We start from the raw sequence: 24,097 nt of genomic DNA on the forward strand, positions 1-24,097 counted from the left end.
GGCAAGTTTTTTCCGCTTTCACGCGATCTGGCTTCCAACGCTACACCAAAATAGTAAAAAAGCCAGCGATCAACGCTGGCTTTTAGTATCGAACCGTCTCACGTGCTTAGCTATTAAAAGGATGCACTTTGATGATGGTTTCGTTACGGTCTGGACCGGTCGAGATCACATCGATAGGCACACCAGTCAGCTCTTCGATACGCTTGATGTAATCGAGCGCTGCTTGCGGCAGTTCGTCGAGAGATTTCACTCCAAAGGTGTTTTCACTCCAGCCCGGCATGCTTTCATAGATAGGCTCGATGTGCTCATACGCGTCAGCTGCTAGTGGAGACACCTCAACCGTGGAACCGTCTGCCATCTTGTAACCGGTGCAGATTTTGATTTCTTCCAAACCGTCCATCACGTCTAGCTTGGTTAAGCAGAAGCCTGATACCGAGTTAATCTGCACAGCACGACGCATTGCCACCGCATCAAACCAACCACAACGACGCTTACGGCCAGTAGTCGCACCGAACTCAGCGCCCTTGGTGCCGAGATGCATGCCAATCTCGTCATCCAGCTCAGTCGGGAATGGGCCTGCGCCTACTCGCGTGCAATAGGCTTTGGCGATACCCAGCACATAACCAAGATGACGCGGACCAAAGCCAGAGCCTGCCGCGACACCACCAGCGGTGGTGTTCGATGAAGTCACATACGGATAGGTGCCGTGGTCGATATCAAGCAAGGTGCCTTGTGCGCCTTCAAACATGATTTTGTCACCACGCTTGCGGGCATCATCCAGCTCTTGGGTGACGTCCATCACCATACCAGTGAGAATGTCCGCTTGCTCCATGACTTTCGCCAAGGTCTCTTCGTAGCTCACCGGCTCAGTTTTGTAAAAATGCTCGAGCTGGAAGTTATGGAATTCCATCACTTCTTTGAGTTTTTCAGCAAAAGCTTCTTTATCAAACAAGTCGCCAACGCGTAGGCCACGACGGGCAACCTTGTCTTCGTATGCAGGACCAATACCACGGCCTGTGGTACCGATAGCTTTCTTACCGCGTGCTTGCTCACGTGCCGCGTCAAGCGCAATGTGATAAGGCAGGATCAGTGGACAAGCTTCTGACAGGAATAGGCGCTCACGAACCGGCACGCCACGTGCTTCCAGCTCACCCATTTCTTTCAGCAAGGCGTCCGGGGACAGCACCACGCCGTTGCCGATAATGCATTTAACGTTGTTGCGGAGGATACCAGAAGGAATCAAGTGTAGGACGGTCTTTTCACCGTCAATGACAAGAGTATGACCTGCGTTGTGACCGCCTTGATAGCGCACCACGTATTTTGCATCTTCAGTCAAAAGATCAACGATCTTTCCCTTACCTTCGTCACCCCATTGGGTGCCGAGAACGACTACGTTATTACCCATCTTCTTCGATATGCAGCTAGTTAAAAATGGATTCTAGCACCTTAAAAACTCGGTTGCAGTCATTTTTTAACCGTATTGACATTTTCACCGCTCTTCTCGGTACCAGGTGGCTGAATGCTAGGTTAAAAACTGGTAAGCCAACACACACCCAATCACCACCAAGCAACCGCCAATACGCCGCAACTGGGTATCAGATTGCTCACCTAAAGCCATGACCATTTGTCGCCACTGTTTGGGCAGTAACATCGGCCCTAACCCCTCAACCACTAATACCAGCGCTAGCGCGCCCCACAAGCTAGTCATCCTTACCTCCTACGTCGAAAACAGGGGATGACGACATAAAAAAAGACAAGGCCAGAACCTTGTCTTTTATGCGTCGCTACCCATCTAACGATTTACTTTTCTATCGCTTCAGGTTGCTTCATGTATTTGAAGAAATCACTCTTCGGATCCACAACCAGCATATCGCTCTTACTGTCAAAGCTCTTACGATACGCTTGTAGCGAGCGAACAAAGCTATAGAACTCAGGCTCTTTTTTGAACGCACTGGCAAACAGCTTCGCCACTTCTGCGTCAGCTTCACCACGAGTGATCCGCGCTTGACGTTCTGCTTTGGACAGAATTGTCGCCACTTCTAGCTCGGCTTGCGCTCGAATAATTTCCGCTTGCTCGCGACCTTGTGCACGATGACGACGGGCAACGGCCTCACGTTCAGCACGCATACGGGCATAAATCGACTCACTGATTTCACTCGGGAGGTTGATACGCTTGATACGCAAGTCAATCAACTCAATCCCTAAATCACGCGAGCCCTCGCTGGCCGCACGCTCAAGGACGCTTTCCATCACTTGATCACGTTTTTCAGACACAATCTCTTTGATGGTCTTATTACCAATTTCGGCACGCAGGCCATCGGCAACACGACGTTGCAACAGAGATTCAGCCGTCAATTTATTACCGCCCCCCGTGGACAGATAATACTGACCAAAGTCTTTAATACGCCATTTGACGTAAGAGTCGATAATAACGTCTTTTTTCTCTGCGGTGACAAAGCGATCAGCGCGATCATCCATGGTTTGAATACGCGCATCCAAGGTCTTAACGCGATCAAACAATGGCAGTTTGAAGTGCAGACCCGGTTGGTAGATCTTGGCAATATCATTGTCCGCTTTTAGCACGCGTCCAAAACGGATAACAATGCTGCGCTCACCTTCACTCACCACGAAGATCGACATCAAAAAGACCACTGCCGCTAGGACGACAACGGGGATCATCATCTTACGCATGCTTAGTATCTCCCTTCTCGTGATGAACCAGAACGCGGCGCCGACTCTTGCTGTTTAGGCTGCGAGCTTTGCTCAAGCTCAATACCGTACTGGCTGCTCGACGTTTCTTTACGCTGGTTAGCGCCAACGGCTGCGCCTCCCATTAACTTATCCAGTGGGAGATACATGAGGTTGCTGTTTCCGCTTTGCGAATCCACCATCACCTTACTGGTATTGCTATATACTTCTTCCATGGTCTGGATGTATAGCCGGTTACGCGTCACGCGTGGCGCATCACGATACTCAGGCAACAGTTTCTCAAATTGAGAGACTTCACCCTCAGCTTCGTTAACCGTACGCTCTTTGTAACCCAGTGCCGCTTTTTTCAGCGTTTCTGCACGACCCGTTGCTTTCGGCAACACATCATTGCGATACGCTTCAGCTTCACGGATAAAGCGGGCCTCATCCTCTCGCGCTGCAATCGCATCATCAAAGGCGTCTTTGACCTGCTCAGGTGGGCGCGCATACTGGAAGTTAACATCCACCACCAACAAGCCCATTTTGTACTTGTCGATGATGTCGTTCAGCTCAACTTGGGTGCGCTCACGCACTTCTTGACGACCACGGGTGATGATGTCATCCATCAAAGAGTCACCCACGACCGCGCGCAATGCCGAATCAGTTGCTTGACGCAAGCTATCATCGGCGTTGGTCACGCTATACAAATACTGCTGTGGATCCATCACGCGGTACTGAACGTCCATTTCAACGTTGACCACGTTTTCATCTTTGGTCAGCATCAGGCCAGAGCTATTGAGCGAACGAATCGACTCCACGTCCACCGTGCTTACCGTATCCACAAAGGTTGGTTTCCAGTTCAGGCCCGGTTGAACGATACGATCATACTGACCAAACCGTAAGACCACACCACGCTGAGCTTCTCCGATGGTATAGAACCCGGAAATCCCCCAAACAATGATGCCTACTAGCGCGAGGACGCCTAGCCCTGCCATACCACCGCCGAACGATGGTCCTTTACCTTTGCGGCCACCTAAGCCGCCCAGTTTGCGACTTAGTTTGTTAAACAATTCATCAAGATCCGGTGGCCCTTGATTACGGCCTCCACGATTCCCCCAGGGGTCTTTGTCGGGACCGCCATTGTTTCCTGGCTCATTCCACGCCATTCGCGCACTCCATCAAATTGATCTGACGATAATTTTTTACTCTAGCAGCCTAATCACTGACGATAAAGTCGCCGAGCTGGTTGCCTTCTCTTTTTTCTAGTCGATACCAGTCTGTTTGTGGCAGCCTGACATCGACAAGTAGATGCCCATCATCTTGGTACTCTTCACTGACAATGCATCGCATCTGGTGAAATTTACTTTGCATTCGTCCGGCCATGCTGGGTGGTAGCCGTAATTGATGCCGCACCATGGTGCCAGATAAACGCTCGGTAAGGGCTTCAAATATGAGCGCGATACCCTGACCAGACAACGCTGACACCCATACTGCTTTCGGAACGCCCTCTTCGTCCCGTTCAATACGAGGCTCAGCCTGATCCAGACTATCTATTTTGTTCATAATGATAAGATGAGGCACATCCGCCGCATCGATTTCATCCAACACACTGTTGACCGCCTCAATGTTGTCACCAAAGCGTTCATCACTGGCATCGACCACGTGTAACAACAAGCTCGCTTCTTGTGTTTCTTGAAGCGTTGCTTTAAATGCCGCGACCAAGTCATGCGGTAAGTGACGAATAAAGCCAACGGTATCCGCCAATATTGCGGTACCGACGTCGTCGACTTCAATACGGCGTAATGTCGGATCCAAGGTGGCAAACAGCTGATCGGCCGAATATACCCCCGCTTCGGTGATCCGATTAAACAAGGTCGATTTGCCCGCATTGGTATACCCCACCAATGACACAGTCGGCACTTCTGCCCGTGCGCGAGCGCGCCGCCCTTGCTCTCGCTGTTTCGCCACTTTATCCAGTCGCTTTAAAATCGCTTTTACCCGATCACGCACTAAGCGACGGTCTGTTTCTAACTGAGTTTCACCCGGGCCACGCAAGCCAATCCCGCCTTTTTGACGCTCAAGGTGAGTCCAGCCTCGCACAAGCCGGGTAGATAAGTGACGTAACTGTGCCAGCTCAACTTGCAACTTACCCTCATGGGTACGCGCGCGCTGGGCAAAAATATCGAGGATTAATCCGGTTCGGTCTAACACTCGGCATTTAAACCGTTGCTCTAGGTTGCGCTCTTGCGCCGCGGATAAGGTGTGATTAAAAATCACAATGTCCGCGCCGACTTGTTGCACTGTATCTGCTATTTCTTGGGCTTTTCCCTCTCCAACAAAATATTTGGGATGAGGGGACTGACGGCTGCCGACAACAACTTGCAAGGCGTCGACACCCGAGGATGACACCAGCATTTGAAATTCGCTGAGATCATCCCACTCGCCATCATGGGTAAAATTTATATGAACGAGTACAGCCTGTTCACCGGCCTCGTAACGGTCAAACAAGCGATAGACTCCTTAGCAATAGAATGCTTTATTCCTCAGGTTTTTCTTGCTGACGTTCGCCCTGTGGACGCTCACCAGCTCCTTGGTTATTGTTGTGGTGGCTCACAGCACGTGCCGGCACAACGGTTGAAATCGCGTGTTTATACACCATTTGATTAACCGTATTTTTTAGCAGGATCACGAACTGATCAAACGATTCGATTTGGCCTTGCAACTTAATACCATTTACTAAGTAAATGGAAACAGGAATGCGTTCACGACGTAACGCGTTCAGGAATGGGTCTTGTAATGATTGCCCCTTAGCCATTATTTCTTTTCCTTATTTGTTTGTAATTGTAGTCAATTGTCGCGGTTAAGCAGCGTCCTTGTCAGTGACAGTATACATCAAGTTTCCGTCCCTGCCGTCAACGCTTTTGTCACCGTTTGTAAAGACAGCGACGGCGTGTCGCTATCAAGCCAAGTCACATTATCCCAGCCTCTTAGCCAGGTTATCTGACGCTTGGCTAACTGGCGCGTCGCGCAAATCCCACGGTAAACGGCTTCATCATGGGTGCAACGTCCGGCCAAATAGTCCCACATCTGACGGTACCCGACACAACGAATCGAGGGCAGATCGACATGCAGATCTTCGCGTTCGTATAGTGTGCGTACCTCTTTTTCAAACCCCGCGTCGATCATTTTATCGAAACGACGCTCGATGCGGCGATGCAATTCACCTCGATCCTGAGGCGCTATTGCAAATTGGTGTACCTGATACGGCAAAGGTTCACCTTTTTTTTCTGTTAATGCTGTTAGGGTCTGGCCACTGATCCGATAGACTTCTAACGCCCGCGTAATTCGCTGCGGATCGTTGGGGTGGATCCGCGCCCCCGACACGGGATCAACCTCGCACAACTGAGCATGTAATGCTTCCCACCCATGCTGTTGCGCCTCGTTTTCTAACGCTTCACGGATGTCAGGATCCGCACTCGGCAACGGTGATAGTCCTTCTAGCAATGCTTTAAAATACAGCATGGTGCCTCCCACCAACAGTGGGATCTTACCATCCGCGACGATCCGCGCCATTTCTGTGAGCGCATCGTCACGAAAGTCTGCCGCCGAGTAGGCCTGAGACGGATCACGAATGTCGATCAAACGATGGGGGGCTTGCGCTAATTCCTCCGCGGTTGGCTTAGCTGTCCCAATATCCATCCCGCGATAAATCAGTGCCGAATCAACACTAATGATTTCCACTGGCAAAGTCTGGCGTATTGCAATGGCCAAATCCGTTTTCCCGGATGCAGTCGGCCCCATCAAAAAAATCGCTTTAGGCAGCGGATTAGTCATGCTGTAATGCTTCTATCACTGAGGTCAGGTCGAGGCGTTTAAAGTAGCGCTGGCGCCCCTTTTCTAACGCATCCCCCTGCCAATATTGTTCAATGTCCGATACGGTTTGTACCGCTTGCGCAAGGCTGACTGGATCCGATGCTACTGTCAACTGCTTTGCCAGCCAACTGCACATACTCGCGCTGTGATCCGTGTGGGATTGGTCGGGGTCTAACCCACCCAAACAATCCAACAGTGCCGGTATAAACGCTTGCAAGTTATGTTGGCGTAGCGGCTGACAGACTGACATCACCATTAATTGCTGCCCTTTGGGGCGAATATGAATGCCAAACTGGCCAAGTAACGCCTGATACTGGATCACGCGCTGACACTCCTCTTCAGAGGCCGATAACCGTTGTGGGATCAATAGAGGTTGAGTGACTAACCCCTCACCCAGAGCGGGTTGTAACGCACCTTGATGACGCCAGCATGCCAACCGGTGATGATCGGCTAACCATAATCCCTCGCCCCAGGACATCAACACATAGTGCTGCTCAACCACTGCAAGCACCTTGCCTAATCCAGACTGACCCGTGCTCGCCACTGTTGAGGCGGTATCGAGCGTTGCTGGGACGCTGTCAAAATGCGATAACGTCGTCGAACGCGCTGGCGTGGCCTCACCAAGGTCAGCCCCGGCATCAGATTGGGGGGTCATCAATGCTTGATACGCTTGCGTCGCCTGCTTTGAAGGTGAGCTTGAGGGAGCAGACGGTCTTCCCGGCCAGCCTGAACCGTGAGAGGGCCGGCCACTGCGTGAGCCGTCACTGGCGTCGTGCTGATACGATACCGTATCACGCGGCAACGTGGCCTGTGACCCACCGCTCCCCTCACACTTCCCCGGATAATCAGGAAACGCGTCAACCGCGTGTTGGTAAGGATTGGGGTTGGCAGTCGCGGAGGCTCGCGGCTGATAAGTGACGGCTTCTCTCACTTCGCCCGTCTCAGGGTCCACACTGTGGTCTTCAGAGAACAACGCTTGTTGTAAGCCGTCATAAATGGCTTGATAGATAAAATCATGCACCAAGCGCGCCTGATGAAAACGGACTTCATGTTTGGCCGGGTGCACATTGACATCTACTTGATGCGGATCGACATCAATATACAGCACGAAAGCGGCATACTGATCCTGGGCAAGGCTTTGTTCATAGCCTTGACGAATCGCGTGGTTAATCAGCTTATCTTTCATCATTCGCTGATTAACAAAACAATGCTGCATATCGTTTTGTTGTCGTGCGCCTGCCGGTGTGCAGATCCAGCCTGTCAGTGCCATGTCGTGGTGATGCAGGTCAATCCGCAACGCATGCTCAACAAATTTTTGCCCACAAATCGCCTTAACACGACGCAGTGGATCGCCATTTTCTGGTACACGTCGATATTGGCGCACTTGCGTGCCGTTGTGGCGTAGATTGATGGTGATATCAAACCGGCTCAATGCAATGCGGCGTAATAGCTCATCAATGTGGCCAAATTCGGTTTTGTCGGTGCGTAAAAATTTGCGCCGCGCTGGAGTGTTAAAGAATAAGTCCACCACTTCCACGGTACAGCCAACCGGATGGGCGGCGGGTTTGACATTCACCGCCATCTCTCGCCCTTCGGCAAACGCCGACCATGCTTCTTGCTGGTCAGCTGGACGCGAGGTGATGGTAAGACGTGATACCGAGCTAATACTCGCCAGCGCCTCGCCGCGAAAGCCGAGGCTCATGATCGCCTCAAGATCGTCAAGGCTATGGATCTTAGACGTGGCGTGTCGACTCAGGGCAAGCTGCAGATCGGCTTTGCTGATCCCACCACCATTATCACGCACCCGGATCAGTTTGCTCCCGCCTTTTTCAATATCCACATCAATGCGGGTGGCCCCGGCATCAATGCTGTTTTCTACCAGCTCCTTGACCACCGAGGCAGGACGTTCGACCACTTCCCCTGCTGCAATCTGGTTGGCAAGGCGCGCGGGTAAAATCTCAATCGCCATATTAGCTTCCTGGGATGATCAGAGTTTGCCCGACCGCCAGCGTATCAGAGCGTAATTCATTGGCGCGACGAAGGCTCTCAATCGTCACCCCGTAATTGCTAGCAATTTTGCCAAGGTATTCACCGCGTTTGACTTTGTGCTTCACCGCTGGCGGTGTTGCGCCCGGCACTTTCAGCTTTTGCCCGACCCAGAGCGTGTCAGACTTCAAGTTATTCGCACGGCGCAGCGTCGCCACCGAGACCTGATAATGCTCGGCAATTTTGCCGAGAAACTCGCCGCGGCTCACGGTGTGCGTCAGCGTACGCGTTGATGTTGCTTTACTTGTCTTTCCTGCTAATTTGGCGACATCCACATTGGGGATCGATAACACTTGGCCCACCCGCAACGTATTAGAGGTCAACCCATTCGCCGATTTTATCGCGGCGACGGAACTCTTATATTTTTTAGCGATGACCGACAGTGACTGACCGGCACTGACTTTATGTTTGACGCCGTTTTTGCGCGCAGCAAACAAGGTGCCATCCGGCGGGAAACGCTCAAAATAATTGCGAATACCATGATAGACCGCATCCGCGAGCCGGCGCTGGTGATCACGCTGAAATAGCAGGCGTTCTTCTTGCGGATTCGAGATAAAGCCCACCTCGACGAGCAAAGACGGTATGTCTGGTGATTTTAATACGGCCAGACTGGCATGCTCTGGACTCGATTTATGCAATTTAGTGACTTTGCCAAGCTCCTTTAATACCCGTTTCGCGACATTAAAGCCTTCCTTTTGCGAGTTGCTAAACTGCAAATCCAACACCGCACGGCTTAAATACTCGTCCTCATTATTCTGTGCCAGTAAAGAGCCTCCACCCAACAAGTTGGACTGCTCTTCGTGTTTTTCAATCCAGCGACCAATTTCACTGTTCGCCCGGCGACGAGAGAGTACCCATACTGACGCGCCACGAGGCTGTGGCTTATGGAAGCCATCCGCGTGTACCGAGACCAATAAATGGGCTTTGTGTTTACGTGCAATTTCGGAACGACGGTTCAAGTCGACAAAATAATCGCCCGTACGGGTTAAGACCGCACGCATGCCGGGAACAGCGTTAATACGCGCCGCCGCTTGCTTAGCGATGGAGAGCGTGACATATTTTTCAAATTTGCGGCTCGGCCCCACCGCACCGGGATCGTTACCGCCATGCCCGGCATCAATTGCCACCACGATATCCTCGGTGCCAAAAGGCAATGCGGCCACCGTCTCACGCCGCTTTTTTTCAGCAACAGACAATGCCGGTTTATTTTTATCCACTTTCTTAGGATGGGGTAAATCAACCACCAGCCGGTGGCCATATTCTCCCCCAGGGGCGAGCGAGAAGATATGTGGTTTCGCACCGTCTTTTAACTCAAAGACTAATCGATACGTCGATGCCTCGGGCGGACTACTTTTACGGATTTTACCCAGAATATCGCTGCCTTTAACCGGCTTAGGTAAGCGCGTCGCCAGCTGGCTCTGCTTTAAGTCAACCACCAACCTATCGGGGCGTGACAGTGAGAAATAGCTAAAATCCGGTTTATCTTCAAGATCCACCACCACCCGTGTCTCATTGGGGGCGGGCCATACGCGAATATTTTCAATCTTATTGGCCCAACTTGTTGCACTCAACAAACTGGCGATCATCAAGATGCAAAGCCGCTGCCACATCATGCTAGTCTTCCCATTCTAGACGGTCGATAATTGCTACCCCAACATGGGTATTCGCGTCAATAATCAGTTCACGTTGCTCGCCGTCATAGCGCAGCCTAATGTCTAGATCGGCGCGCGGTAACCAGCCTTGGCCTTTTTCCGGCCATTCAATCAAGCAAAGCGCCTGATCATTAAAATAATCACGGATCCCCATAAACTCCAACTCTTCTGGATCGCCCAGTCGATAAAGATCAAAGTGATAAACCTGCCATGGCGTTAACAAGTAAGGCTCCACGAGCGTATAGGTCGGGCTTTTCACATTACCGGTATGTCCCATTGCTTGCACAAAGCCGCGACAGAACGTGGTTTTGCCGGCGCCAAGATCACCGTGCAAGTAACAAGTGGTACTTTGCGTACATGCACGCGCCAACGCGGCACCAAACGCCACGGTGCGATCGGCATCTGTCAATGAGGTGGTAAAAGTCTGGGTCATACTACAAAGGGATCTCATCTTTATATGGGTATTCGTCGCACCTTGCATGGCTACCGCCACCCGTGCGCTAATCAACTAATTGTTGCAAATAGGGGAGTAAATCGCTGGCCAATAACCCCCGTTCTCCTGCCTCGGCCGCCTTATCACCCGCTTTGCCATGAAGATAGCACCCCAGAGCCGCGGCAGGAAATAAGTCCACGCCTTGCGCAAGTAGGCTGCCTATTACACCCGACAGCACATCGCCCATTCCCCCTGACGCCATGCCAGGGTTGCCGACATTAGCAACAGCATAATTTGTGCCATCATATACGATTGTTCCCGCGCCTTTAAGTACGGCAACGCCACCATAACGAGTGTGTATCGCTTTGACGGCAGCAAAGCGGTCAAGTTCCACATCTTTGGTGTCACAACCTAATAAGCGCGCCGCCTCTCCGGGATGGGGAGTGAGGATCCAGTCATCACGGTGTTGTGGCTGCCGCGCTAACTTATTAAGGCCATCGGCATCAATCACCTTGGGCGTCCGAGCACTCACGGCGATCGTCCACAACGCATCCGACCACGCACTCTGGCCCAGTCCCGGGCCAATGACCAAATGGGTTGCCCATGCGAGTGTCTCGCTGAGTGATTGGCCCGGTGCCCAATCTTGTGTCATCAACTCCGGCTGACGGGTGACCAGCATCAACGTATGCGCTTTTTGTGTCACTACTTTGACAAGTCCGGCACCGGCTCTTAACGCCGCTTGCGCTGATAAGGTCACCGCACCCGCCATACCTTGATCGCCACCTAAACACAGTACACGCCCAAACTGGCCTTTGTGTGCACTACGCGCGCGCTTTGGTAAATACTGTTCAATCCAGTCGTCGCAAACAAGGTAGCCGGCGGGTGTGCACTGACGCGAGAACGCCGTCGCCACGTTCAAGCCCGCGAACAATAATTTACCGCGATAAGAGACAGCTTGGCCGGTGAGTAATCCTTGTTTTAACGCAATCAAGGTGACGGTCATATCCGCATCAATGGCCGCGCCTTTCACGCAGCCACTATTGGCACAAAGCCCAGAAGGAATATCTACCGCCACCACAGGTACATCCGCGAGGTTGATAGCGCTGATCGCCTGCGCAAACGTTCCCTCCACGGCACGCGATAATCCAGTGCCCAAGATAGCATCGACCACGACATCAAACTGGCTGATGGTGGGTGGGTGTTCCACATAGCTACCACCACAATCTTGCCACTCTTGCCAAGCAGTCGCCGCATCCCCCTCCAGTTTATTTGGGGTCACTAACGACCAGACGGTAACGTTCAACCCTGCGGATTTGGCAAGCCGCGCAATCACATAACCATCACCCGCGTTATTCCCGGCGCCACATACGATTAATAGTCTGGCCGCATTGGGATAATGTTGATTAATACAGTCAAACACTGACTGTCCCGCGCGTAGCATTAACTGATACAGGGGAATCGACAATGCACGCGCGACCGCTTGCTCGCCTTCTCGAACTTGCTCTGCGCGATAGAAACTCTGTGGTAAACTTGTTGCCATTAAGTGCCTCCATTGATTGTTCTGCACCACCCAAGGCCTCAGGATCTACCGCTATGTCGCAACCCAAGTCCGATGCATCCATTGATTTCGACCACCTCGCCCAACGTATCAAGCAATGGGGGCAAGCGCTAGGCTTCCAGCAGGTGGGGATCACGGATGTTGATCTCAAGCAACATGAAGCGCAATTACAGCGCTGGCTTGATAACGGCTATCACGGTGAGATGGCGTGGATGGCCAGACATGGCATGATGCGCGCGCGCCCCGATGAGTTAGTGCCAGGCACGGTACGCGTGATCAGTGTGCGGATGAACTACTTACCCCCCAATGCCGGTTTTGCGCATACGCTGGCGCATCCAGAGCTTGGGTACATTAGCCGTTACTCTTTGGGACGGGACTACCATAAATTGATCCGCAACCGCTTAAAAAAGCTTGGACAACAGATTGAACAAGCGGTCGGCCCCTATGGTTACCGCCCTTTCGTCGACTCCGCGCCAGTCCTTGAGCGTCCTCTAGCGGAAAAGGCAGGACTGGGTTGGACAGGCAAACACTCCCTGATCCTCAATGATGAAACGGGATCCTGGTTCTTCCTCGGTGAGTTATTGGTGGATCTTCCTTTACCTGTCGACACCCCTGTCGAGAATCAATGCGGTAAATGTGTTGCCTGCATGACCAGCTGTCCCACTCAAGCGATCATCGCAGAGGGCGTGGTCGACGCCCGTCGCTGCATTTCCTACCTGACCATCGAATATGACGGCGTGATCCCCTTAGAATTTCGCCATGCCATCGGTAACCGTATCTATGGTTGCGATGACTGCCAGTTGGTTTGCCCGTTTAACCGGGAGGCCGAACTGACCTTAGAGGCCGACTTCCACTGTCGCCCCAGCCTTGATCAGCAGCCGCTCACCACGCTTTTCAACTGGGATGAAGACACTTTTTTATCGCTAACCCAAGGCTCAGCAGTACGCCGGATAGGGATTAAAAAATGGCGGCGCAACTTGGCTATTGCGATGGGTAATGCCCCCTTCGATCAGGCGATCATCGATAGTCTCAAGGCGCGGCTCGGTGAGGACGAGCTGGTTGACGAACATATTCACTGGGCGCTCAGCGAGCAAGAGAAAAAACGACAGCGTATTGATGTCAAAACGCTACCCACAGGGACGCGTCGTCTCGTGCGCATCATAGAAAAAGGATTGCCTCGTGACGCTTAATCAGGGCTTACAAGCAGAAAGATGATGCTATTCACATAATGTGGAAAACCGTCACGCAATGCGCATTTATGGTGCGCTTTTTGATAGTTAAACACATTGATGGTGCATTAAGCGAGCAAGATCACGTAAGTGAATAACACTGTGGAAAAGCGTTAGCTAACCTGAAAGAAAAGCCTAAATATCCCTTACCTTACAATCATTTACGGTATTTTTGTATTTATTGCACGTGTGCAACATAGATACCGTGCCTGATGATAAGATAACCAGCACTATACACAGCAACAAATCCATTAACTGGTTTATCCACAGCGCTTGACCTGTGGATAAGTCTGTGCAGTGTTGGTAAAAAACCGCGCCACCATGCGCTTTCAGAGAAAGCATGGGCAGATGGGATTTGTGTAAGAAATGATGCTTCACAGCATTAAAGATGGCGCTATCTTAAACGCCACACTGGTGGTTAACCAAGTGATTGGAGCGACACACGGGGTTCGAACCCGTGACCTCAACCTTGGCAAGGTTGCGCTCTACCAGCTGAGCTAGTGTCGCTTATTCCGAATTGTTGTTTGGAGCGACATACGAGGTTCGAACTCGTGACCTCAACCTTGGCAAGGTTGCGCTCTACCAGCTGAGCTAATGTCGCATTGCTGATGCATTACATCGCATTTTAATTTGGAGCGACACACGGGGTTCGAACCCGTGACCTCAACCTTGGCAAGGTTGCGCTCTACCAGCTGAGCTAGTGTCGCTTAGATCGACCTGATCAATTTCAGATCGAGACTAAATTTGGAGCGACATACGAGGTTCGAACTCGTGACCTCAACCTTGGCAAGGTTGCGCTCTACCAGCTGAGCTAATGTCGCTTTCAACAGACGTTTCACGTCGTTAGGGCTGCGAATTATACGAAGAAAAAACCGGGTTGCAAGTGCTGATGAGCAAAATTTTGGTTTTTTCTTTTAATCGCTCAAAAGAGCATCAGATCGATGACTGACTCATCAGATCGTTAAGATCCTCTCGCGATAGAAGCGTAATTCTGCAATTGATTCTCGGATGTCGTCAAGCGCTAAATGGGTTCCCTGTTTAGAGAAATCATTCAACACCTCTGGTTGCCATCGACGTACCAGCTCTTTTAACGTGCTCACATCCACGGTGCGGTAATGAAAATAGCGCTCAAGTGCTGGCATGTGTCGGTAGAGGAAGCGCCGATCCTGTCCCACACTATTACCGCAAATCGGTGACGCGCCAGACGGTACCCATTGCGATAAGAATGCGATGGTTTGCTCAATGGCGGTTTGTTCATCAATATCACTCTGTTGTACGCGCGCCACTAAGCCAGACTGGCTATGCGTTCGCGTGCACCAATCATCCATTTTGTCGAGCTCACTTTGCGGTTGATGTATCGCCAGCACGGGCCCTTCCGCCAGAATATTCAACTGTGCGTCCGTCACAACGGTCGCGATCTCAATGATCTTATGGGTATCCGGATCTAGCCCTGTCATTTCCAGATCAATCCAGATTAAATTGTTTTCACTGAACGCCATTGAACTTGCCTTTTTTATCGATAAACCATGTATCATACTGTGCTTGATATGAAAGCCAACTTAACCGATAAGAGTCAACGTGGCAAAAAAGAAAAAACTGACGAAGGGTCAACTGCGACGGGTAAGATCCAACCAACAACGCCGGATCAAAGACAAAGATACCGATCGGCAATGGGACGATGCCGCGCTAGAATCCGCACGGGAAGGGCGGGTTATCACGCGGTTTGGCCAGCATGCCGATATTGAAGATCCCGACACAGGTAAGATACATAGATGCAATATTCGCCGCACTGTCCATAGTTTGGTCACGGGCGATCGTGTCGTATGGCGACCCGGAAAAGAAGCGCTCGATGGCTTTGCCGGCGTTGTGGAAGCGGTGCATGAGCGTGACTCCGTGCTCACTCGTCCCGACTATTACGATGGGGTCAAGCCAGTAGCCGCAAACATTGATCAAGTGGTGATCGTGGCCGCTATTTTACCTGAGCTGTCGACCAACATTATCGATCGTTATCTGATTGCCTGTGAAGCACTGGATATCGCCCCCCTGATTGTGATTAACAAGGTCGATTTGTTGGATGAAGAAGGCCATGAGATGGTCGATGATCTGCTCGATATTTATCGAGATATTGGTTATCCCCTCGTGATGGTCAGTGCGGACTCGGGCGAAGGCATGTCAGCGTTGATGACACACCTAGACCAGCATGTGAGTGTTTTTGTTGGGCAATCCGGCGTCGGGAAGTCCAGTTTGGTCAATACCCTACTCCCTGATGTGCACGCACATACGCATCAGGTGTCAGAAAATTCAGGGCTTGGTCAACACACCACCACCGCCGCTCGCTTGTATCATTTTGATCAAGGCGGCGATCTGATTGACTCCCCCGGCGTCCGTGAGTTTGGCTTGTGGCATTTAGAGCCGGAACAAATTGCTCATGGCTTTGTCGAATTTCGTGATTATTTAGGTGGCTGTAAGTTCCGCGATTGCAAACATGGCGATGATCCGGGGTGTCTACTGCGACAAGCGGTCGAAGACGGGCACATTAGTGTCGAACGTTTTGATAGCTACCATCGCATCATTGAGAGCATGAAAGAAGCCAAAGACAACCGTCAGTTCTCTCGTAATAAGCAACACTGAGCGACTGTCACTTCACTCAGATCCGCGACACGGCGCGCCCGTATAAGCGCGTCACTGGCATCATCAACCCAACAAATGGTTAGGACTACACTGTGCGAGACGATTTGAAAGTCGGCCTACAATATCTTACGCCGAAACACGCGTTAACCCGATTAATGGGCAAACTTGCGAGCTTAAAAGGTGGCTGGTTAACCACTGCAGTCATCAAGTGGTTTATCAAGCAATATCACGTCGATATGAGCGAAGCGAAAGTCAGCGATCCGAGTTACTATCGCACCTTCAACGATTTTTTCGTCCGTGAGCTGAAGCCCGCACTACGCCCAATCGATGGCGACGAGACAACACTGATCTTTCCGGCTGACGCCTGTGTCAGCCAAGCAGGCGCGATTGAACAGGGTCGTTTGATTCAAGCGAAAGGCCATAGCTTCTCACTGACTGAACTTATCGGTGGCGATGACAGCTTAGCAGCAAAGTTTGATCAGGGAGAGTTCGCCACCTTATACCTCTCTCCCCGCGATTATCACCGCGTCCACATGCCGTGTGACGGCGTATTGCGAGAGATGATCTATATTCCTGGCGATTTGTTTTCAGTGAATCCACTGACGGCAGAAAACGTACCAAACCTCTTTGCGCGGAATGAGCGCGTGGTGTGCGTCTTTGATACTGCATTTGGACCCATGGCGCAAATATTGGTCGGCGCCACCATTGTTGGCAGTATCGAAACCACCTGGGCCGGGACGGTGACCCCGCCAACCGGTGGCAGTATTCGTCGTTGGCAATATCCAACCGACGGTGAGCAGGCGATGCACTTTTCTCAAGGAGAGGAAATGGGCCGATTCAAACTGGGCTCTACCGTGATTAACCTCTTCCCCAAAGGGGCGGTACGCTTTGATGATGCCGTCATACCCGGTGAGCCAACACAATTAGGGCAAGCTTACGCACATTGCCAGCACTAGCTCCCGCTAAAAATCTAGAAAAATGTGAAATATGGGGCATTTATGCCCCTTTTTTGTGTGGAAATTCGGATATTTTTCCCGTTAATTCAAGATAAAGCACCGTATCATAAAGATATTCTATTTCTGATAACAAGGCGCACGCGAGTCTTCGCGTCTCAGGCGGAACGCGCTCGCCCACCCATGACGAAGGAGCGTATTTGTGGTCAATGCTCGTCTTATCAAATTGCTGGTCGCCCTCGGCTTACCGCTGTTATTACTGTTAGCCCCTACCGATTGGTTACCCATTGCTAACCTCACTATCATTCAGCACCGTTTATTGGCGATCTTTCTGATGGCGGCCTTGCTGTGGGTTCTTGAGCCTGTGCCTGTTTTTTCGACGTCTTTATTGATAATCACACTACAACTAGTGATGATATCTGATAAAGGCTTACACTGGTTTCGCGGTATCACACAGCATCACCCCCGCGGAGACTTAATTCCTTATACCGACATTCTCAGCGCCTTTTCATCCCCTATCATTATTCTGTTTATGGGCGGGTTTTCACTGGCTATTGCCGCGTCAAAATATGAACTCGACATCAATTTGGCACGTGTGCTGTTAAGGCCGTTTGGTCAACACCCTAAATTTATCATGCTTGGCCTGATGCTGATTACCGCGGTATTTTCGATGTTTATGTCCAATACGGCCACCACGGTGATGATGCTAGCCCTATTAACACCCATTATCGCGGTTTTACCCAAAGGGGATCCTTTGGTCAAGGCACTTGTGCTGTGTATTCCCGTGGCGGCGAATACCGGTGGTATTGCCACCCCTATCGGCACACCGCCTAACGCCATTGCGTTACAGTATCTAACCGGGGAATACAAAGTCTCTTTTCTGGGCTGGATGCAAATGGGGCTGCCTTTTGTCATTGTTCAACTCACCTTCGCTTGGTGGCTATTACAACGGCTCTTTCAGAGTCAACATACCCGCGTGAATCTTGCTTTAGAGGGACGCTTTTTACAAAGCTGGCAGGCGTATACTGTCTATATCACCTTCGCCCTCACGATCGTGCTGTGGCTCACCACCAGTTTGCATGGCATGAACACTTATGTGGTGGCGGTAATTCCACTGGCGATTTTTACCCTCACCGGCATTATTGGTAAGCCAGAACTTAAACAAATCAACTGGGATGTATTGTGGCTGGTTGCCGGCGGGATTGCGATGGGGATCGCGCTCGACCAAACCGGTCTCGCCGCGGCGCTCGCCCATGCGGTCGACTACAGCCTGCTTACCGCAATGACAGTGCTGGTTACCTTATCGATTATCTGCTGGCTGATGGCAAACTTTATGTCTAATACAGCGACCGCTAACCTCTTAATGCCGATAGCCGCAGCCATTGCTTCCTCCATGCCCGCACTGGCAAGCATTGGCGGTATGCAAGGTCTATTAATTGTCGTCGCCTTCTCGGCCTCCTTGGGGATGATACTGCCAGTTTCGACGCCACCCAACTCCTTGGCGTATTCAACTGGCTTTATCAGCAGTCAAGATTTGGTCAAAGTCGGTCTGATCTTAGGCATAAGCGGCTTAGGCCTAGTTTACAGCGCGGTTGTCTTACTTACGTGACATGCGTTTAACAATTGAGAAATAAAAGCGATAAATTCGCCTCATTCTGTGTAAGTGGATATTTTTCATCGAGTAAAAATGGGATAACACTGATGATGTGAGTAAGAAAGCCAGCTGAGCGTTGAGGATAAACCCATTTTTTGCAAAATTCTTTATCCCTCATTGACTCAAGCTTTCTACAATTAAGCAGATACTCAATAAGAAAGTATCATCAATACGTGGTAGTACGAGGGATCTTTAATGAAATTCACCATCAAGACCAAAATATTGCTTGCTGTTGCTTTGGTCGTTGCCTTAGTCAGTGCCGTACAGGCATGGTTTTCTGTTAATCAATTGGAACAAGAGACGCAACAAAACGTCACTGAACAAATGCGCGATGTCGGTCTTTCCACCAGCAACTTTATCGAGGAGTGGCTAGATATTCGCAGCGACATGCTGGTTGCCAATGTGCCATTGATTGCGACACAACCCAATGTTGATCGAGAACTCTTATTAACCAAACGCCAAGGTGACTTTCTCACCGTTTACGCCGGCTTTGCCGATGGCTCTGTTGCTTATGGTGACAAAACGGAGAGCTGGCCAGCCAATTACGATCCACGAACGCGACCTTGGTACAAACAAGCCAACGCCGCCAATGAACTAATCATCACCCCGCCTTATGTCGATGCTAATGGTGCCGGCATGGTGATCAGTTTTGCTAAATCGTTCAATCAACGCTATGAAGGCGTCATCGCGGCCGATCTTTCCGTTGATGCCATTGTGCAAGAAGTGCTCAATGTGCGGTTGCCCAATCAAGGCTTTGCTTTTTTAGTTGATAGTCACAACAACGTCGTCGCTTATCGGGATACCGCGCTCAGTACCAAAGCGCTCACCGAGGTTGACGATGAGCTCACCCCCGCTTTTATCCAACAGGCACGTAACAGTGATGCACTCGCGACCATTACCTTTGACGGCGATGACAGAGAAAAACTGCTCGCCGTGACGCCCGTTGAAGGCGCTGACTGGAGCCTTGGCGTGGTACAAGACAAAAAGTTAGCGTTTGCGTCTGTCTCAGAGCAGATTGTTTCCACCTTGGTGACGTCAGTGATTCTCTTTGTGATCATTGCATTGATTGCCGGTGCCCTTATTCACCGGATGTTGGCACCGCTAACCCAACTCACCCATGCAGTAAGCTCACTGTCAAAAGGCAGTGGGGATCTGACTCAGCGCCTTGATATTGTTCGTAAAGATGAAATCGGTGAGTTAGCCGGACACGTCAATGCGTTCCTGGAACAGTTACAAGCGATGATAGGCCGCAGCGTCACCCAGAGTGTGACCTTGTCTGACAGAGCCGACCAATGCCGCAACCTCGCCCACCAATCCAGTAGCTTGGTGGGTCAGCAGCAAGGCGATGTGGATCAAATTGCTACCGCCATCCATGAGATGTCGACCACGGCCAACGAAGTGGCCAGTAACGCCGAACAAACCGCTCGCTCAGCCCAAGAGGCAGAGGGCTCATGCCGTGACGGCCTAGAAGTGGTGGAGAACAACCGTGATGCTATTACCCAACTGGCAGAGCAAGTCGAGCAAGCGACGGATGTGATCCGTGAATTGGATACCAACTCACAAAGCATCAACCAAATTATCTCCACCATTCAGGATATTGCCGAACAAACCAACCTACTCGCGCTTAACGCCGCCATTGAGGCAGCTCGTGCCGGTGAACAAGGGCGTGGCTTTGCTGTGGTCGCCGATGAAGTGCGTGTGTTGAGCCAGCGCACTCATGACTCCACGGAAGAGATCCGTAACATGATTGAAACGCTACAAAACACCACTCAACGCGCAGTGGATGGCATGACCCAAAGTAATGATATGGCGACCTCGAGCGTCGAGCGCGCCGCCTCTGCGAGCGAGAAACTCAACGAAATTACCCGTGCCATTGGCGATATTTCGGAGATGGCTGCACAAATTGCCAGCGCGGCTGAAGAGCAGCGTGCAGTGACCGAAGATATCAACCGTAATACCCAAGCGGTGCGTGACCTCTCGTTAGAGATCCACCAAAAATCCAATGAAACGGGCGAGCAAGGTGAGCAAATGGCGCAAGACGCGCAAGAAATGCACAACGACCTCTCCAAGTTCAAAGTATAACTTGAGCCACCGCAGTCTGCCTGCCAAGGTAGGCAGACTGTCACTGGCAGAAAGATCACAAATTCATCCTTCTTCTCTCTCTTCACCGCTTTTATGACCACATTTTGTCTGATCGATCCAACTATAGTGCAAACGTTGCGTATACACTTGTGACACTTTTCAACGAGATGGAAATGTGTCTATGCCCAAGCCGACAATTAAGCTGAAAATCATTGTGGCCATTGCCTTTATTGTGGCTCTGGTCAGTGCAGTGCTTGCCAGCATTTCTGTGCGTCAACTCCAAAGCGAGACGACCAGCAGTATTACCAAACAAATGCATGATGTCGGGGATGCCACTGTTCAGTTTATCGACAGCTGGCTGAGTACGCGTGCCGATATGCTATTAGCAAACGAATCACTGATCGCCAATCAGGCCAATGTCGATCGCGAGCTTTTGGTGACCAAGCGAGCGGGGCATTTCCTCTCCGTGTATGCCGGCTTTGAAGATGGCCGCATCGCCTACGGTGATAAAAGCGAAGATTGGCCCGCCGACTATGACCCGCGCACTCGCCCTTGGTATCAAAGCGCCAGTAACGCGAATGGCTTAATCATTACCGAGCCCTATCAAGATTTCGATGGCAGTTTGGTGGTCAGTCTCGCCAAGGCCTTCAATGGTCAATATCAAGGGGTACTGGCTGCCGATGTCACCGTCACCGATATTGTCGAGCAAGTGTTAAATTTAAAACTCAGTAATGGCTTTGCCTTTCTCGTCGATGGTGACAACCGCTTAGTGGCCTATCGCGATACCGATCTCAGTCGCCAACCCCTCACTGAGCTGGATGAAGAGCTCACACCCACATTTATGGCTAGCGCGAGCGCACAACGTCAGCTCACCACCTTTCAACTCAATGGCAAAGAAAAGCTCATCGCCGCTATCGAGGTCCCGAATACCGATTGGACCTTGGGTATCGTCGAAGATAAGGCGCAAGCCTATGCCTCGGTATCAGAGCAAATTACCTTTGTGGTGATTGCCTCCGTGATCTTGTTTATCGTGATTGCCTTTGTCGCCGGCGCGTTAATCAAACAACTACTTAAGCCATTAGGCGAGCTGACAGGCGCTGTGCGTACCCTCTCTGCCGGTGAAGGCGATCTCACGCAAAGGATCAACATCGCCCGCCAAGATGAAATTGGCGAATTGGCTGGGTACGTCAATGCCTTCCTTGCCCAGCTCCAGCAAATGGTAGGTAAAGCGGTTAGTCAGAGCATGACATTGTCAGAAAGTGCAGAAGAATGCCGAACCCACGCCCTGCAATCCAGCCAGTTGGTTGATAAACAGCAAAATGATGTTGACCAAATAGCGACGGCTATCCACGAAATGTCAACCACAGCCAACGAAGTAGCAAGCCATGCTGAAGATACAGCCTCATCCGCACAACAAGCCGAGCAATCTTGCCAAGAGGGGTTAAGTGTGGTCGGTGATAACCGCAACGCCATTACTCAACTCGCCGAGCAAGTGGAGCGTGCCACCAATGTGATCCGTGAGCTGGATGAAAATGCACAAAGCATTAACCAAATCATCGCGACCATTCAAGGAGTGGCCGAACAAACCAACTTGCTTGCCCTTAACGCGGCGATTGAGGCGGCCCGGGCTGGTGAGCAAGGGCGCGGCTTTGCGGTGGTTGCCGATGAAGTGCGAGTATTAAGTCAACGGACGCATAGCTCCACCGAAGAGATTCGCAATATGATTGAGACACTGCAGCACACCACGCAACGCGCGGTCGATGATATGACCCAAAGTAACGAAATGGCGACATCAAGTGTGGAGCGCGCCGAAGCGGCCAGTGAGCGCCTCAATCAAATCACCAGCGCGATTGGTACTATCTCGGAAATGGCGATTCAAATTGCCAGCGCCGCAGAAGAGCAGCGCGCGGTGACCGACGACATCAACCGCAATACCCAAGCGGTAAAAGATCTCTCCTATGAGATCCACCAGCAAGCCAGTGCTACCGGCGATCAAGGTGAAAGCATGGCACAAGCCGCGCGGGACATGCATCAAGACTTATCCAAGTTTAAAGTCTAACGTCTTGTCGTCACGCCCCTAACGACGAACGCCGCCTTCGGGCGGCGTTGTTTTTCCCGCTTCTACGCACGTGATACCGGAAAAGCGGTGACCGCATCAATGTGGTGGCAACCGAGTGCCAACATCACTAAACGGTCGACGCCCAATGCTACCCCAGCGCAATCAGGTAAACCACTTTCCAGCGCGGACAGTAAGTGCTCATCGATAGGCTGTGGCGATAAACCGCGCGCGACTCGTGCGATATTATCCGCCTCAAACCGCTGTCGTTGCTCGTTGGCGTCTTGCAACTCATAAAAGCCATTAGCCAGTTCAATGCCTTGGTAATACACCTCAAACCGATGCGCAACACGCGTGTCTGCTTCGCTGATTTTTGCCAGCGCGGCTTGCGATGCAGGAAAGTCATAAATAAAGGCGGGCGCCTGCTGGCCAATATTCGGCTCGACCATCACGGAGAAAAGCAGCTGCAGCAAGGTGTCTTTGTCCGTTTCATCTTCAGTGATATCGGCAAGCCCTTGGGTCGCGGCAAGTGCACGCAGCTGAATAATATCCGCGGTTAACGGGCACAGTCCGGTGAAGGATGCAAATGCCGTTTGATAGCTCATCCGTGTCGCACCTTGGCACCTGAGTACCGCTTGCAACAAGGCATCCATTTCATCCATTAGGTCATGGTGGGTATAACCAGGTTGATACCACTCCAACATCGTAAACTCAGGGTTGTGGTAGCGCCCGGCTTCTTCATTTCGAAACGCTTTACTGATCTGATAAATAGCCCCACTTCCAGCGGCCAATAGCCGCTTCATATGGAACTCTGGACTGGTCATGAGGTGCAAGGCGACGCCGTCAGCAAAACCCGGCCCAACCAAAGACGTTTTGAAACTATGAAGATGCACATCGGTCACCGCTGCTTGACTCAGTGCCGGGGTATCCACTTCCCATACCTCACGTTCAGCAAAAAATTGACGGATACGGGCTATGATAGCAGCGCGTTTTTTTAATTGTGACACGCTTGCCGTTGGCTGCCACTGATTCATCTCACTCATTCGTTACTCTTGCGCTTTCTGGTGACGCCAGTCTATCGCTGCCGTCTGGAATGACAAGTACTCACAACCGGTGTCGCACGACGCACATGTGTCACATGCCGCATTTTCTTTGTCAGCATTTTCCCTTTTTACAAGAGAGGCCGACACTTAACGACCCACCTCACACTTTTATGCAATTTAACACCCATGCCCGCAAAAT

Annotated in this window: 19 protein-coding genes and 4 tRNA genes; 6 read left to right on the top strand and 17 right to left on the bottom strand. The window is 51.2% G+C overall.

The genetic code is table 11. The features are described from left to right. Positions 1-106 precede the first annotated feature (106 nt). From FCN78_RS11760 to FCN78_RS11810, 11 genes are all read right to left on the bottom strand, one after another. A complete protein-coding gene (locus tag FCN78_RS11760) occupies positions 107-1,405 on the bottom strand; it encodes an adenylosuccinate synthase (RefSeq protein ID WP_069361588.1) in 1,299 nt (432 codons plus the stop codon). A 117-nt stretch (positions 1,406-1,522) separates the two neighbouring features. After that, entirely contained in the window at positions 1,523-1,708 is a 186-nt protein-coding gene (locus tag FCN78_RS11765; RefSeq protein WP_069361587.1) for a DUF2065 domain-containing protein, read from the bottom strand. A gap of 92 nt (positions 1,709-1,800) precedes the next feature. Beyond that, positions 1,801-2,691 carry a protease modulator HflC gene (hflC, locus tag FCN78_RS11770; RefSeq protein ID WP_069361586.1) on the bottom strand — a complete coding sequence of 297 codons (891 nt, stop codon included), beginning with the start codon at positions 2,689-2,691 and terminating at the stop codon, positions 1,801-1,803. Positions 2,692-2,693: 2 nt separating this feature from the next. Continuing rightward, positions 2,694-3,854, bottom strand: coding sequence for an FtsH protease activity modulator HflK (gene hflK / locus FCN78_RS11775; protein ID WP_069361585.1), 1,161 nt, complete (start codon positions 3,852-3,854; stop codon positions 2,694-2,696). A 49-nt stretch (positions 3,855-3,903) separates the two neighbouring features. Beyond that, positions 3,904-5,196 (bottom strand): ribosome rescue GTPase HflX, encoded by a 1,293-nt coding sequence (hflX, locus tag FCN78_RS11780; protein ID WP_069361584.1) that lies wholly within the window; start codon positions 5,194-5,196, stop codon positions 3,904-3,906. A gap of 28 nt (positions 5,197-5,224) precedes the next feature. Then, a complete protein-coding gene (gene hfq, locus FCN78_RS11785) occupies positions 5,225-5,503 on the bottom strand; it encodes an RNA chaperone Hfq (protein ID WP_046074381.1) in 279 nt (92 codons plus the stop codon). A 77-nt stretch (positions 5,504-5,580) separates the two neighbouring features. After that, positions 5,581-6,522, bottom strand: coding sequence for a tRNA (adenosine(37)-N6)-dimethylallyltransferase MiaA (miaA, locus tag FCN78_RS11790; protein ID WP_077457608.1), 942 nt, complete (start codon positions 6,520-6,522; stop codon positions 5,581-5,583). Further along, the gene (gene mutL, locus FCN78_RS11795; RefSeq protein ID WP_077659320.1) at positions 6,515-8,530 is read right to left on the bottom strand and encodes a DNA mismatch repair endonuclease MutL; all 2,016 of its coding nucleotides are present in this window, start codon (positions 8,528-8,530) and stop codon (positions 6,515-6,517) included. The genes miaA and mutL overlap by 8 nt, the downstream gene beginning before the upstream one ends. A gap of 1 nt (position 8,531) precedes the next feature. Then, complete coding sequence (locus FCN78_RS11800; RefSeq protein ID WP_077457612.1) at positions 8,532-10,220, bottom strand: LysM peptidoglycan-binding domain-containing protein; 1,689 nt, start codon at positions 10,218-10,220, stop codon at positions 8,532-8,534. Between the two features lies 1 nt (position 10,221). After that, a complete protein-coding gene (gene tsaE / locus FCN78_RS11805; RefSeq protein WP_077659321.1) occupies positions 10,222-10,692 on the bottom strand; it encodes a tRNA (adenosine(37)-N6)-threonylcarbamoyltransferase complex ATPase subunit type 1 TsaE in 471 nt (156 codons plus the stop codon). Positions 10,693-10,759: 67 nt separating this feature from the next. Beyond that, the gene (locus tag FCN78_RS11810; RefSeq protein WP_077659322.1) at positions 10,760-12,232 is read right to left on the bottom strand and encodes a bifunctional ADP-dependent NAD(P)H-hydrate dehydratase/NAD(P)H-hydrate epimerase; all 1,473 of its coding nucleotides are present in this window, start codon (positions 12,230-12,232) and stop codon (positions 10,760-10,762) included. 80 nt (positions 12,233-12,312) lie between these two features. Between FCN78_RS11810 and queG the strand changes: the two genes are divergently transcribed. Next, positions 12,313-13,440 carry a tRNA epoxyqueuosine(34) reductase QueG gene (queG, locus tag FCN78_RS11815; RefSeq protein ID WP_137317908.1) on the top strand — a complete coding sequence of 376 codons (1,128 nt, stop codon included), beginning with the start codon at positions 12,313-12,315 and terminating at the stop codon, positions 13,438-13,440. Positions 13,441-13,910: 470 nt separating this feature from the next. Here queG and FCN78_RS11820 read toward each other — a convergent pair. The 5 genes from FCN78_RS11820 to orn all read right to left on the bottom strand — a co-directional run bounded on the left by FCN78_RS11820 (position 13,911) and on the right by orn (position 14,978). After that, a tRNA-Gly gene (locus tag FCN78_RS11820) sits at positions 13,911-13,986 on the bottom strand. A gap of 18 nt (positions 13,987-14,004) precedes the next feature. Beyond that, positions 14,005-14,080, bottom strand: a tRNA-Gly gene (locus tag FCN78_RS11825). Between the two features lie 30 nt (positions 14,081-14,110). Then, positions 14,111-14,186: transfer RNA gene (locus FCN78_RS11830), tRNA-Gly, on the bottom strand. A 38-nt stretch (positions 14,187-14,224) separates the two neighbouring features. Beyond that, positions 14,225-14,300, bottom strand: a tRNA-Gly gene (locus FCN78_RS11835). A 132-nt stretch (positions 14,301-14,432) separates the two neighbouring features. Continuing rightward, positions 14,433-14,978, bottom strand: a complete 546-nt coding sequence (gene orn / locus FCN78_RS11840; protein ID WP_069361577.1) for an oligoribonuclease — start codon at positions 14,976-14,978, stop codon at positions 14,433-14,435. Positions 14,979-15,057: 79 nt separating this feature from the next. Here orn and rsgA point away from each other — a divergent pair, with 79 nt between their 5' ends. The 5 genes from rsgA (at position 15,058) to FCN78_RS11865 (ending at position 22,858) form a co-directional block, all read left to right on the top strand. Beyond that, the gene (gene rsgA, locus FCN78_RS11845; protein WP_069361576.1) at positions 15,058-16,110 is read left to right on the top strand and encodes a small ribosomal subunit biogenesis GTPase RsgA; all 1,053 of its coding nucleotides are present in this window, start codon (positions 15,058-15,060) and stop codon (positions 16,108-16,110) included. Positions 16,111-16,265: 155 nt separating this feature from the next. Then, positions 16,266-17,066: an archaetidylserine decarboxylase gene (asd, locus tag FCN78_RS11850; RefSeq protein WP_412458343.1), complete on the top strand. Its 801-nt coding sequence runs from the start codon at positions 16,266-16,268 to the stop codon at positions 17,064-17,066. A 199-nt stretch (positions 17,067-17,265) separates the two neighbouring features. Next, on the top strand, positions 17,266-18,672 hold the full coding sequence (locus tag FCN78_RS11855; RefSeq protein ID WP_077659324.1) for an SLC13 family permease: 1,407 nt from the start codon (positions 17,266-17,268) through the stop codon (positions 18,670-18,672). 240 nt (positions 18,673-18,912) lie between these two features. Continuing rightward, entirely contained in the window at positions 18,913-20,799 is a 1,887-nt protein-coding gene (locus FCN78_RS11860; RefSeq protein ID WP_077659325.1) for a methyl-accepting chemotaxis protein, read from the top strand. Between the two features lie 181 nt (positions 20,800-20,980). Further along, the gene (locus FCN78_RS11865) at positions 20,981-22,858 is read left to right on the top strand and encodes a methyl-accepting chemotaxis protein (RefSeq protein ID WP_077457622.1); all 1,878 of its coding nucleotides are present in this window, start codon (positions 20,981-20,983) and stop codon (positions 22,856-22,858) included. A 62-nt stretch (positions 22,859-22,920) separates the two neighbouring features. Here the strand turns inward: FCN78_RS11865 and epmA are convergent, their stop codons facing one another. Next, positions 22,921-23,889: an elongation factor P--(R)-beta-lysine ligase gene (epmA, locus tag FCN78_RS11870; protein WP_077659326.1), complete on the bottom strand. Its 969-nt coding sequence runs from the start codon at positions 23,887-23,889 to the stop codon at positions 22,921-22,923. Positions 23,890-24,097 lie beyond the last annotated feature (208 nt).

Origin of the sequence: Salinivibrio kushneri (assembly GCF_005280275.1) — a bacterium.
GTDB classification, from domain to species: Bacteria; Pseudomonadota; Gammaproteobacteria; order Enterobacterales; family Vibrionaceae; genus Salinivibrio; species Salinivibrio kushneri.